Source organism: Turicibacter sp. HGF1, from assembly GCF_000191865.1.
GTDB lineage: Bacteria > Bacillota_I > Bacilli_A > MOL361 > Turicibacteraceae > Turicibacter > Turicibacter sanguinis.
The window spans coordinates 1-13,214 of sequence record NZ_AEXQ01000118.1 but is presented as its reverse complement, the minus strand read 5'-3'; the positions used below and the strand labels follow the sequence as shown (position 1 = coordinate 13,214).

Here is a 13,214-nt window from a genome sequence, read left to right as displayed (position 1 = left end):
ATGAAAAAAATTGTTGTTGGAATCACAGGAGCAAGTGGTAGTATTTATGCCAAACGATTGATTGAAGAACTTGCATCAAAGGGTTACTTGGTTCATGTTATTGCGACGGATAAAGGAAAGCAAGTCTTTAAATATGAGCTCTCTTTAGATTTAAAGCAATGGATCCAAGAACTAAATCAACCAACTGTTAAGTTAGAAGATAATCATAATTTATTTGCTGGAGTGGCAAGTGGTTCACATGGATTTGATGCTGTTATTGTGATGCCTTGTTCAATGGGGACTTTAGCAGAAATTAGCCATGGATTATCTAGAAATTTACTATGTCGTGCAGCAGATGTTGCACTAAAAGAAGGACGTAAATTAATTATTGTACCGAGAGAGACTCCGTTCAATACGATTCATCTTGAAAATATGTGTCATCTTTCAAAAGTAGGTGCTACTATTATTCCGGCGATGCCTGGATTTTACCACCATCCACAAACTTTAGAAGACTTAGTTAATTTCGTTGTAGGAAAGGTATTAAGCTATCTTAATATAAATCATAATTTATTTAAAAAATGGGAGGATACAAACTATGAAGATTAAGAAATTTTCACTAATGGCAGTAGCTTTGATGGCCACAACAATGTTAGCTGCATGTGGTGATCAAAAAGAGGAGCAAGTAACACCAACTCCTGAAGGATCAGAAACGACTGAGACAACAGAATTAACTAAATTAAGCTTTGGAGTCATGAGTTCGATTGATGTTGTTCCATTAATCATCGCACAAGATCAAGGTTATTTCACTGAAGAGGGGATTGATCTTGATTTACAAGTATTCGCAGCAGCAAAAGATCGCGATGCGGCTTTACAAGCAGGGGAATTAGACGGAGTTTTATGCGATGAAGTTGCGATTTCAATTTATCAAAATTCTGATATTAACATGCAAATCACAGGGACGACAAATGGTTCTTGGACATTAGTAGCAACACCTGAATCAGGAATTTCTACGCTAGCTGATTTAAAAGGAAAATCGATGGCGATTTCAGAAAATACAATGATTGATTATTTATCAGATTATTTAGCGATTAGTAACGGAATGACAGTAGCTGATATTGAAAAAATTGCAATTCCTGCTATGCCAGCTCGTTTAGAAGCATTACAAAACAACCAAGTGGATGCAGCTATTTTACCAACACCATTTAATGATACGGCTATTGCAAATGGAGCAAAAGAAGTAGATAAAATCTACAATGAAGATATCATGATTTCAGTGACAGCTTTCTTACAAGAAGTAATTGATGCAAATAAAGAAGCTGTTCAAGGATTCTACAAGGCGTATAATAAAGCAATCGATTATATTAACAACACAGATATCGCTGAATTTGAAGATGTAATCATCAATGCAGCAAATTATTCAGATGAAATGCGTGGAAATATCATTTTACCTGAGTACCTACACAACTACTTACCAGCTGAAGAAAATGTCCAAAAAGTATTAGACTGGTCAAAAGATAAGGGGTTATTAACTAAAGACATTAAAGCAGCTGATGTAATCAACAACATCGCGATGCAATAAGGAGGCTTTTATGATACAGGTAAATCACTTATCTGTTTCCTATAAAAGCAAAAATAAAGAGGTTAAGGCATTAGAAAATATTAATTTCACAGCAGATAGTCATGATATCTGTGCCATTATTGGACCATCTGGGTGTGGGAAGTCAACACTTCTAAATGTCTTATCTGGAATAATCAAAGAGTATGAGGGTCAAGTTCTTCTAAACGGGGAGGAGCTTAACCCTCATCTTCATAAGATAGGATTTATTCCTCAAAATTTTGGGCTTTTACCGTGGAAAACAGTCGAAGAAAATTGTTTATTATCTTTTAAAATTAAACGCGAAAAAGTAACAAATGAAACATTGAATAAAATGAATGAGACGATGAAGACATTAAATATTGATGCTCTTAACAAAAGATATCCAAGTGAACTCTCGGGGGGACAAAAGCAACGTGTCTCAATGGTACGCAGTTTCCTAATGCAGCCTGACTTACTCTTAATGGATGAAGCTTTTTCAGCACTAGATGCCATTATCAAAGAAGATGCACAGGAACTATTCTTAAAAATTTGGCAAGAAAATCAGATTAACACCTTCTTCGTCACACATAGTATCGATGAAGCATTATATATGGGAAAAAAAATTATCATCATGTCGAATACTCCAGGACAAATTACAGAAATAATTGAAAATCCACTTTTCAACAACAATCATTTCAGACAACACCCTGAATATTTAACATTATACGATCATATGAAAAAATTAATTAAAAAGGGGTGGGCGAATTGACTTCATTAGAAAAATTATGGAGCTTTATCAAAGGGTTCATCTTGTTAAATATTATTTGGATCATAGGATCGTTCTTGATGGATACTCGAAGCTTACCGATGCCAGGTAAAGTTTATTTGAATTTACCAACCCTTTTTGAAAATGGATTTTATGTTCATATCCTTGCGAGTCTGTATCGCATTTTTGTCGGACTCTTAATCTCTTTTACTATTGGCTCACTTGTTGGACTTTTGATGGGATATTCTAAGCGATGTAATAAATTATTAAACCCACTCGTCTATTTTGTTTATCCTGTCCCCAAAACGGCTTTATTGCCTGTGGTAATGACATTATATGGACTTGGGGATAACTCTAAAATCGTGATTATCGTGTTAATTACCGTATTTCAGGTCATCGTATCGGTACGCGACGCTGTTTTAAATGTAGAGGGTGAACTTTATAATCCACTCATCAGTCTTGGAGCGAATCGTTGGCAACTATTTTTACATGTTACATTCCCGGCTATTTTATCAGAGGTGTTAACGAATATTCGTCTATCAATTGGGACGGCTTTTTCTGTATTATTTTTTGCAGAAGCCTACGGAACAAAGCAAGGATTAGGTTACTTTATTCAAGATTCATGGTCGCGTATCAACTATATAGACATGTATTCAGGAATTGTTGTGTTAAGTTTAGTTGGTCTAATATTGTTCATCTTAATTGATTATTTAGAAAGTATTTGCTGTCGCTATAAACGAAATTAATTTGAGGTGAGTTAAGATGTTAGTTATTAGTGAAAAATTTAAAGAACACAACATTAAATGCCGAATCATTAAAATGGGGAACGATTTAAATATCACAATCGAAGGTGGAGATATTCCTCATATTGGAGCTGTAGCGTTAGGAATTCCTGTTGATATGCCACATGATATTTCTAAAAAGACAACCTCGGTTTCTTTACTAACAGTTCCGGGACACAAAGAAGATGATGTGGTATTAAAATGTGCGAAACGATTAGTAAAAGAGCTAGGTGTAACTGTTGTTGTAACTTGTGGAATTCATATTAAGGATATTACTTTTAATGAGATTAACGATTTACTGACACTTATTAATCAAATGATGACTCAAATCATTGAACAATTAAAATAGAGATAGGCTATTATCTATAATGGATAATAGCTTTTTTTGTGGATAAAATTATCGAGTTTTTATATAAGTTACACCTCTTTTTGATTATAATAATATTAATTGACAAAATTCGTTTAAGATTTGAGGGAAATATCATGAAACAAAGAGACATCCAGGTATTAATTATTAGTGCTAATCATGACATTGAAAAAATGTTAAAAAAAGTTTCATACGAATTTCTTCAACAATATGCTTTAAAATTTGAAACACATCGTGAGATTATAATAAAAGAATTTGATTTCATCATTATTGAGGATGATAAACATGGCCTATCACACTTAAAAGAGTTAAAGAATTGTTCATTATATGATAACAAACCTGTTTTAATTGTTGTTGAGAAAAAGAAAAATTTAGCATCATTTATTGAGATGGGAGTTCATGATTATCTTGTGAAACCTCTTCATATAGAAGAACTTAAGTTGAAAGTTAAAAGTTATTTGAGATATATATCTGTGCTTAGAGAATCTAAAAATAGTCAATTACAATTTGATGCTTTATTAAATAATACTCCTTATATGGCATGGTTCAAAAATACAGATAGTCAATATATTAAAGTGAATCGTGAGTTTAGAGAACATTCAGGTAAAGACGATGATGTTATTTTTGGGCGGGATGATTCCTTTGTATGGGATGGAAAAATTGGAGAGACATGTCGAGAATATGATTTGATTGTCATGAATGAAAGACGACAAATTGTTTTTGAGGAAGTGATTCCCGGGAAAAAAGGATATCGTGAATTTAATATTTACAAAGCCCCGGTCGTTGATGAATTGGATGAAGTCATTGGAACAATAGGGATTGCACGAGATGTCACAGAACTTAGAAACAAAGATGCCAAACTTCAAATGATTTTAGAAAATATTCCATTTGCCATATGTTTAAAAGAATTAGATGGAACAATCATTGATGTAAATTCTAAGTTTATGGAATATTACAACAAATCACGAGAATCAATCGTGGGATATAAAATTTCAGAATTAGATAAGTCATTTAATGCGGTCATTGCTTATGAAGATCAGACTGTCATCAAAGAAGGATGTAGTCAAAAATTTATCCGTCAGTTTGAGTTACGGGGTGAGGAACGAATTGCTGAAATTTATAAGGCACCTGTTTTTGATATTGCAAATAAAATGATTGGGATTGTCGCACTGATGCGTGAGGTGACGGAAGATATTAAAACACAAGAGCATATTAAACGATTAGCTTATACTGATTTTTTAACTGGGCTGCATAATAGACGTAGTTTATACAAATATATTGAATCAGAAAAAGCTCAATTAAATTTAACAGTTATGTTTATGGATTTAGACAACTTTAAAAAATTAAATGATAGTTTTGGACATCATTATGGAGATGAGGCCTTGTTGCTGATTTCTAAAAAACTAATTTCACTTTGTGAAGATGCTTTTGTTGCTCGTATTGGAGGCGATGAGTTTGTCGTTGTGTGGAAAAATCTAAATTCTGAAACTGATTTAATGAATAAGATTAATGAAATCTTATTAGAAATGAAAACAGAGTTTAGCAAAGGAGATAAGACAAATATCATCTCAGTTAGTATGGGGATTGTAAATAGCAAAGGGCGTGATATTGATGTGGATCACTTATTACTTCAAGGTGATTTAGCACTCTACCGAGCAAAAGAAAAAGGTAAAAATCAATTCGTCATTTACACTGATGATTTAGAGAAGGAGCGGTTATTTGCACTCGAACTCGAGATGGATTTACGAGATGCTATTAAAAATAATGAAATTACGTTATTTTATCAACCTCAATATACTTGTGATAAACAACTACAAGGATTTGAGGCGTTGTTTAGATGGGATAATCCAAAATATCAGCACGTATCCATTATTGATATTATTAAAATGATTGAAGAGTGTCGTATGATTGATGAAATTGGCGATTATATCATTGAACACTCATGTCGCTTTGCAAAAAAGGTAAATGAATATTCAACTAAACTATTGGTTGTTTCGATGAATATTTCTGCTTTGCAAATTATGAATCATAATTTTGTGGATAAGTTTAAATCATTGATTGAAAAAGTTGGTGTTTCACCAAGTCTCATTGGAATTGAGATTACTGAGACAGTTTTAATGGAAAATATGAAGGAAAATACGAAGAAACTTAAAGCGTTAAAAGCGTTAGGCGTAAAGATTTCACTCGATGATTTTGGGACAGGATATTCTTCATTAAATTATTTAGTTCATTTGCCATTATCTCAGGTTAAAATTGATCAAAGCTTTGTTAGAGGAATGAGTCAAGGTGAGGAATTTATTAGATTAGTCAAATTGATCGTTAATATAGCACATACTTTATCTTTACCAGTTGTAGCAGAGGGAGTAGAGTATGAAGAAGATTTAAAATTGTTACAGTCTTTGAAGATAGATTATATTCAAGGTTATTATTTTTCAAAACCAGTCTGTGAAGAAGAAGCATTAAAATTAATTTAAACTAAAGCTCATCCTATAGGATGGGCTTTTTTTATATTCATAAGATAAGCCCCTACTTACATATAATGAGATGTACTGTATTCAAACTAGGGGAGGCGCTTAAATGTGAAGCAAAAGGTGAAAGAAATGGTGGACGCCATTTATCCGACGTTAGTTGAAATTCGACGAGATTTTCATCGTCATCCTGAGTTAGGATTAGAGGAATATCGAACATCATCGAAAATTAAAAGTTATTTGAAAGAAACAGGAATTAAAATAGATCAGTTAATTGGAGAAACAGGAATTGTAGGATTGATTGAAGGTGCATCGGACGGGAAAACAATTGGGTTAAGAGCGGATATTGATGCACTTCCGATTCAAGAGGTCAATAAAACGGATTACATATCGTTAAATCCGGGGAAGATGCATGCTTGTGGACATGATGTTCATACGACTATTTTACTTGGAACAGCATTTGTTTTACAAAGTTTGAAAGATGAGTTTAAGGGAAATGTAAAACTCTTTTTCCAACCTGCTGAGGAAACAGTAGGTGGGGCTAAGACGATGATTGAAGCGGGATGTTTAGAAAATCCACATGTTGAACATTGTCTTGGATTACATGTACGCCCGACACTACAAGTTGGTGAAATTGGATTCCATTATGGAAAATGTCATGCGGCAAGTGATACGCTAACGATTAAGGTGCAAGGAAAACAAGCTCATGGGGCTTATCCACAAGATGGAATTGACGCCATTGTAATAGCTTCTAATATTATTTTAGCACTACAGACAATTGTAAGTCGTAACTTATCCCCATTTAATTCTGCGGTCATTAGCCTTGGAATGATTGAAGGTGGTAGTGCAGGAAATATTGTGTGTAATGACGTAACCATTAGAGGGACGCTAAGAACACTCGATCTTGAAACAAGAACTTTTATGAAAAAACGAATTGTGGAAGTCGTTGAAAGTACAGGTAAAGCTTATGGGGGGAATGCCTTCGTTGAAATTGAAGAAGGGTATGCGCCATTAATTAATGATAATTACATAGTTGATGAAGTAAAAGAAGTCGCCACTGATTTATTAGGTGAGACAAATATTGTTATCTTTGACCATCCAAGTCTTGGAGTGGAAGATTTCGCATATTTTTCACAGGCTGTTCCATCTTGTTTTTACAGTTTAGGAACTTCAAATAAGAAAAAAGGAATTGAGGCAACATTACACGAAAATACGTTTGATATTGATGAGGAAGCAATTAAAGTAGGGGTTTGCTTACAAGTTTTATCAACTCTTAAACTATTACAAAACTAAGAAAGAGAGATGGATGGGGATGATTCAACCAAAAGCCTTGTTACCAGGAGGAAAAATAGGAATTGTAGCATTAGCGGGGCCCCTAGAAGTAGAAACAGTTTTTAAGGGGGAAGCGACGTTAAAAGAATTGGGATTTGATGTAGTGGTTGCACCGAGTTGTTATGAAAGAAAAGGATACCTAGCTGGCATGTCAGATCGTCGACGAGCAGAGGATTTGATTATGATGTTTGCTGATGATGAGGTTGATGCGATTTTGTGCATGCGAGGTGGTTATGGCTGTAATCGAATCATCCCATATTTGAAGAATTTTAAATTTTCAAAATATCCAAAACCATTTGTAGGATATAGCGATATTACCTATCTACATATTTACTTAAATCAATGTCATAATCTAATTACTTATCATGGTCCGATGTTGAAAGACTTGATGTTAAAGGATGAGGTGACTCTACAAAGTGCTAAGCATGTGATAATAGAAGCTAAACCTGTAGAATTAACGGATATTTCTTACTATGATGATACCAAAGATTCAGTGGAGGGAATATTAGTTGGTGGAAATCTTACAATCATTTGCTCGACGCTTGGAACACCTTATGAGATTGATACGAAGGATAAGATTTTATTTATTGAGGAAGTGAATGAGCCGGTTTATGCAATTGATCGACTGTTAACTCAACTCAAATACAGTGGCAAACTTGAAGATGCAGCGGGAATCATGATTGGTGATTTTAATGTTTTTGATAAGAAGGCTTCAGCTAAATTATTAAAAAAAATGTTAAAAGGGCTTGGGAAGCCAGTTGCTTATGGGATTGAAAGCGGGCATTGTAGTCCCCTTTTAACACTTCCTATGGGAGCAAAAGTTTGTTTAAATCCGAATGAACATCGGGTAAAAATTGGATAAAATTAAAAAGAGGAAATTCCTCTTTTTTTGTTTTTACTGAAAAAAATTTCATTTTTGCATCTATCTTGAATCCTAAAATATATATCTGTTATAATTATCAGGTTGCTTTAGTTGGGTGTCAAAATTCAACTAAATTTGTTTGATTATGCAGAAGGATGAAAGGTGGTTTTTAGAATGTATGATTTCCGTCAAGAGGGTTGGGTTGAAGCTATTTGTGGGAGTATGTATGCAGGTAAAACAGAGGAATTAATTCGTCGTTTAAAACGATTAGATTTTGCTCGTCGTCCATATTGTTTATTTAAACCGGTTATTGATAATCGTTATAGTGAAGATGAAGTGGTATCACATAGTGGATTAAAAATGCCGTCTATTCCAATTGAACATCCGATTCAAATTTTAGACCACATCACAGATGAAACATATGCTGTGGCAATCGATGAAGTGCAATTTTTTGAAGAAAATGTAGTAGACGTAGTAGAATACCTAGCGGATCGTGGAATTCGAGTTATTGTAGCAGGATTAGATAAAGACTTCCGCGGGGAACCATTCGGAACAATGCCAATTCTACTAACAAAATCAGAATTCGTAACAAAACTAACATCAATTTGTAGCGTTTGTGGTGCACCAGCTACGCGTTCACAACGTCTAATTAATGGACAACCAGCTTCATACCATGATCCAATCATCCAAGTTGGGGCAAAAGAAGCATACGAACCACGTTGTCGTCACTGCCATGAAGTAAGAGATTTACCAGATCCACTAAATTTAAGAAATAAATAAAAAGGCTGAGACAAGCGCTTAGCTCATCGTAGAAATGAAGAGAAAGTGACAGGAGCGTTTTTTGCTCCAATCAAGTTTATCAAATTTCATAGAGGAGCTGCTCGATGAAGCTAGATTACACAAACCCTGTGACAAATGATTCTAATCCTCCTATTCTCGGATAGCATCATTAGTGACACAGGATAAGATACTCTAAAACTTCGCAAGCTCAGTTAGAGATATCTAAAAGGCTGAATCGAGTGGTTAAGCTCAGCGAAACTGAGTGAAACAAATCTTACGTCAAATGGTTCTATGCAAATAGAACCATTAAAGACGAAGGAAATTTTTATATGTATAATCTATGTGTTGTTTATAGATGAGGAATTAGATCATTTAGAAGTAAAAAAATAAAAAAATTATTAACTTTTGTTGACAATAGGTTTTGAGTCATGTATAATTAATTTTGTTGATACGGAGGAATACCCAAGTCCGGCTGAAGGGATCGGTCTTGAAAACCGACAGTACGTGAGAGCGTAGCGGGGGTTCGAATCCCTCTTCCTCCGCCATAAATTGACATAACGTCGCACAGGAATGTGCGGCTTTTTTTTATTTTTAAAACTCACAGTTATATAAAGTAAAAAGAAAAGAGAACTCAGGCTTCGTTTCGAGTTCTCTTTTTATATATTGTTAAAGCTATCAGATAGAATATACAGATAAAAGTTTGGGAGGTTATCGTGTTTTTATCTTTAGCTATTAACCAAATTTAGATTATTTAGAACATTTATTAATGGATTTACATCCTGAGCATCCACATCCACAACTACTTTCTTTATGATCACGGCGAATCTTACTGATAGCAAATCCCAGTGCTAGTAAAACGATTAGTGAAATGATAATAGTTGAAGGTGAGATGTTATGATTGATAATGATTGTTCCGACTTGATAGATTAGGAAGGCAACTACGTAAGCTAAACCAGTTTGGTAGCCAATCGCGATTAATGTCCACTTCCAAGATGCCATTTCACGTTTAATAGCTCCAATTGCTGCAAAACATGGCGCAGCAAGTAAAGTAAATGCCATAAATGCATAAGCACTTAATGGAGTGAATAATGAGTGGATTGTGCCAAGTAATTCAACTGACTCCTCATTCATCTCTTCACCTAATCCGAATAAGACACCGAATGTTGCAACCACATTTTCTTTTGCTAAGAATCCAGTCAATGTTGCAACAGCAGCTTGCCAATTTCCAAACCCTAATGGAGTGAAGATAGGAGCAATAATACGTCCGATTGAAGCTAAAATACTTTCACTGGCATCAACCATTTCAAGCGACCAGTTAAATGATTGTAAGAACCAAACTAAACCAGAGGCTACAAAGATAATAGTTCCGGCTTTATAGATAAATGCCTTAGCACGATCCCACATGTGGATAAATAAGCCTTTAATACTAGGGAAGTGATAAGCGGGTAACTCCATAATAAATGGAGCTGCATCTCCTGCAAATAAACGAGTACGTTTTAATAAGATACCTGAAATAATAACCATTGTAATTCCTAAGAAATACATTGAAGGTGCAACCCAAGACATGGTAGGGAAGAAAGCACCTGCCATTAGGGCGAACACGGGTAACTTAGCACCACAAGGAATAAATGGTGTTAACATAATCGTCATCTTACGATCTTTTTCATTTTCAATTGTACGACTCGCCATAACAGCAGGTACACTACAACCAGAACCAATTAACATTGGAATAAATGATTTTCCAGATAGACCAAATTTTCTAAAGACACGATCCATAATGAAGGCAACACGCGCCATATATCCACAATCTTCTAAAATCGCGATTAAGAAGAATAAAATCATGATTTGAGGAACAAATCCTAACACGGCCCCGACCCCACCAATAATTCCATCTACAATTAGGCCTGTTAACCAATCAGCCGTATTAATACTTTCTAGGAAAGTTGCTACATTTCCCTGAACAATCTCTCCAAAGAACGTGTCATTAATCCAATCCGTTGCAATCGAACCGACAGAGGTAATCGCAATATAGTAAATTCCCCACATAATCAATGCGAATATGGGAAGTGCCAGCCAACGATTTGTCAAAATTTGATCAATCTTATCTGATGGTGTTAAAGTAGAATGATTATTTTTTTTCACGCATTTACTCACAATATTCCCGATAAAATCATAACGCCCATTCGTAATAATACTTTCGCTATCATCATCAAGCAAATCTTCGCATGATACAAGCATTGATTCGATTTCCATTGTAATTGACTGAGTTAAATTTAAGGAATTCAAAACTTTTTGATCACGCTCAAATAACTTAATTGCATACCAACGTGATTGAAATGGTTTAACCTGAGCTTTAATTAAATTCGTAATATTATCGATAATTGCTTCAACATTATGGTTGAAAATCGGCTTTAAAGTAACCGTAGAATATTTTGATTCAATGACTGCCTTGACTAATTCTTTTAATCCTTTGTTTTTTAAAGCTGACATTTGTATAATAGGACAGTTTAGATGATTAGAAAGAGCTTTGATATTAATTTTTGTCCCATTTTTTTCAACAATGTCCATCATATTTAATGCAATAACTACTGGTATTCCACATTCGATTAATTGTGTGGTTAAGTAAAGATTACGTTCAATATTAGAAGCATCCACAATATTTAAAACAACATCTGGTTTTTCATGAATTAAAAATTCTCGTGTAATAATTTCTTCAGGAGAATAAGGTGATAAAGAATAGATTCCCGGTAAATCAACAATAGTAACATCTTTATGACCTTTTAAACGACCTTCTTTTTTCTCAACCGTAACTCCAGGCCAATTTCCAACATATTGATTACTTCCTGTTAAAGCATTAAATGTAGTTGTTTTCCCACAGTTTGGATTTCCTATAAGTGCAACAGTTAAACTCATCATTAGTCCTCCTATATTAGTTAGCCTAAGCTAACTGCGTTATAAAAAAATTAATCAATTAAAATATTTTCAGCATCAGATTTTCTAAGGGATAGCTCATACCCACGAACCGTTACCTCGATTGGATCACCAAGTGGGGCAACTTTACGAACATAAATAGACGTTCCTTTTGTAATTCCCATATCCATAAGACGACGCTTCGTTGCACCTTCACCATTAAACTTTAAAACTTTGACGGTTTCACCAATTGTAGCTGATTTTAATGTTCTCATTATTTCATCCCCCTTAAACAAAAATACGTTTAGCCATCGATTCATCGATTGCAACGCGTGTATCTTTTACATTAACAATGAAATTCCCACCAAACTTAGAGATAACCATAACCTGACTTCCTGTTACAAAACCTAAACTTTCTAAAAATCGCTTCGTATCATCACGACCATTAATCTTTTTAATCAATAATTGTGTTCCAATATCTGCCATCGTAAGTGGCATCATAAGTCCTCCTCTTTAAGTAAGTCTATGCTAACTCGCGTGAAAAAAACAAGTTAGCTTTTGATAACTGATAATAGTAATATGCCATGTTTTGATAATGATGTCAATTCAATTTTGAGAAAAAAGTATCAAAGTTGAATTAAATGACCTCAATATGTTAAGATTAACTATATTTATATCATGATTATAAAATGAAAAAGGGGATACCTATGAAGCTACAAGAGTCAGGAGAAAACTACTTAGAAACCATTTTAATTCTCGAACAAAGAAATGGGGTTGTACGCTCTATAGATATTGCGAATGAACTCAACTTTTCAAAAGCGAGTATTAGCCGTGCAATGGGAATTTTAAAAAATGCAGAGCTTATTACAATAGAGAAGAGTGGACAAATTAAACTCACACAATCTGGACATCAAAAAGCAACAGAAATTTTTGAACGCCATTGCTTAATAAAAGAATTTTTAATGATGACCTTAAATATCGATGAAGATCTGGCTGATAAAGATGCTTGTCGTATTGAACATGTTATCAGTCCTGAAACATTTGAACGCATTAAACAAATCACAAAAAAAGGAGTCGATTCAAAGTAGAATCAACTCCTTTTTTTATTTATTTAGGTAACTCTTAGCCTTTTAAATCTCTCTAACTGAGCTTGCGAATTTTTAGAGCATTTTATTCTAAATTATTAATATTTCTATTTGAATGAATGTGAGAATTAGAAATAATCAATGTAGGTTTGTGTAATCTAGCTTCAAGGGGCAACATCCTGGTAAATTTTCGATAGTCACTTGTGGCTACACCACAACGAACTCTCATCAAATTTCAGCGGATGTTAATCGCCTCTTTCAGCTTTTTGTGTAATCTAGCTTCAAGGGGCAACATCCTGGTAATTTT

General features: G+C 34.2%; 13 protein-coding genes and 1 tRNA gene. 11 read left to right on the top strand and 3 right to left on the bottom strand.

Annotation, left to right across the window (positions count from 1 at the left end; translation table 11 throughout):
* The 10 genes from HMPREF9402_RS11630 (at window position 1) to HMPREF9402_RS11585 (ending at window position 9,457) form a co-directional block, all read left to right on the top strand.
* Window positions 1–585, top strand: coding sequence for a UbiX family flavin prenyltransferase (locus tag HMPREF9402_RS11630; RefSeq protein WP_009607434.1), 585 nt, complete (start codon window positions 1–3; stop codon window positions 583–585).
* Window positions 575–1,558 (top strand): ABC transporter substrate-binding protein, encoded by a 984-nt coding sequence (locus tag HMPREF9402_RS11625; RefSeq protein WP_009607446.1) that lies wholly within the window; start codon window positions 575–577, stop codon window positions 1,556–1,558. The genes HMPREF9402_RS11630 and HMPREF9402_RS11625 overlap by 11 nt, the downstream gene beginning before the upstream one ends.
* Before the next feature lie 10 nt (window positions 1,559–1,568).
* The gene (locus HMPREF9402_RS11620; protein ID WP_009607441.1) at window positions 1,569–2,324 is read left to right on the top strand and encodes an ABC transporter ATP-binding protein; all 756 of its coding nucleotides are present in this window, start codon (window positions 1,569–1,571) and stop codon (window positions 2,322–2,324) included.
* Window positions 2,325–2,401: 77 nt separating this feature from the next.
* The gene (locus HMPREF9402_RS11615; protein WP_229040132.1) at window positions 2,402–3,067 is read left to right on the top strand and encodes an ABC transporter permease; all 666 of its coding nucleotides are present in this window, start codon (window positions 2,402–2,404) and stop codon (window positions 3,065–3,067) included.
* Window positions 3,068–3,083: 16 nt separating this feature from the next.
* On the top strand, window positions 3,084–3,452 hold the full coding sequence (locus HMPREF9402_RS11610) for a proteasome assembly chaperone 4 family protein (protein WP_009607445.1): 369 nt from the start codon (window positions 3,084–3,086) through the stop codon (window positions 3,450–3,452).
* Between the two features lie 134 nt (window positions 3,453–3,586).
* Window positions 3,587–5,944 (top strand): EAL domain-containing protein, encoded by a 2,358-nt coding sequence (locus HMPREF9402_RS11605; RefSeq protein ID WP_009607443.1) that lies wholly within the window; start codon window positions 3,587–3,589, stop codon window positions 5,942–5,944.
* Between the two features lie 105 nt (window positions 5,945–6,049).
* Complete coding sequence (locus HMPREF9402_RS11600) at window positions 6,050–7,231, top strand: M20 metallopeptidase family protein (protein ID WP_006785072.1); 1,182 nt, start codon at window positions 6,050–6,052, stop codon at window positions 7,229–7,231.
* A gap of 19 nt (window positions 7,232–7,250) precedes the next feature.
* Window positions 7,251–8,132 carry a S66 peptidase family protein gene (locus tag HMPREF9402_RS11595; RefSeq protein WP_229040133.1) on the top strand — a complete coding sequence of 294 codons (882 nt, stop codon included), beginning with the start codon at window positions 7,251–7,253 and terminating at the stop codon, window positions 8,130–8,132.
* A 174-nt stretch (window positions 8,133–8,306) separates the two neighbouring features.
* The gene (locus HMPREF9402_RS11590; protein WP_009607437.1) at window positions 8,307–8,912 is read left to right on the top strand and encodes a thymidine kinase; all 606 of its coding nucleotides are present in this window, start codon (window positions 8,307–8,309) and stop codon (window positions 8,910–8,912) included.
* Window positions 8,913–9,364: 452 nt separating this feature from the next.
* Window positions 9,365–9,457, top strand: a tRNA-Ser gene (locus HMPREF9402_RS11585).
* 202 nt (window positions 9,458–9,659) lie between these two features.
* On the opposite strand, the gene feoB is transcribed toward HMPREF9402_RS11585, so the two are convergent.
* Genes feoB through HMPREF9402_RS11570 form a run of 3 tightly spaced genes read right to left on the bottom strand, consistent with a single transcriptional unit; the run spans window position 9,660 to window position 12,320 of the window.
* Window positions 9,660–11,828 carry a ferrous iron transport protein B gene (feoB, locus tag HMPREF9402_RS11580; RefSeq protein WP_006785075.1) on the bottom strand — a complete coding sequence of 723 codons (2,169 nt, stop codon included), beginning with the start codon at window positions 11,826–11,828 and terminating at the stop codon, window positions 9,660–9,662.
* Window positions 11,829–11,875: 47 nt separating this feature from the next.
* On the bottom strand, window positions 11,876–12,097 hold the full coding sequence (locus tag HMPREF9402_RS11575; RefSeq protein ID WP_006785076.1) for a FeoA family protein: 222 nt from the start codon (window positions 12,095–12,097) through the stop codon (window positions 11,876–11,878).
* A 13-nt stretch (window positions 12,098–12,110) separates the two neighbouring features.
* Window positions 12,111–12,320: a FeoA family protein gene (locus tag HMPREF9402_RS11570; RefSeq protein ID WP_039931031.1), complete on the bottom strand. Its 210-nt coding sequence runs from the start codon at window positions 12,318–12,320 to the stop codon at window positions 12,111–12,113.
* Window positions 12,321–12,529: 209 nt separating this feature from the next.
* On the opposite strand from HMPREF9402_RS11570, the gene HMPREF9402_RS11565 reads away from it, so the two are divergent.
* Complete coding sequence (locus tag HMPREF9402_RS11565; protein ID WP_006785078.1) at window positions 12,530–12,910, top strand: metal-dependent transcriptional regulator; 381 nt, start codon at window positions 12,530–12,532, stop codon at window positions 12,908–12,910.
* Window positions 12,911–13,214 lie beyond the last annotated feature (304 nt).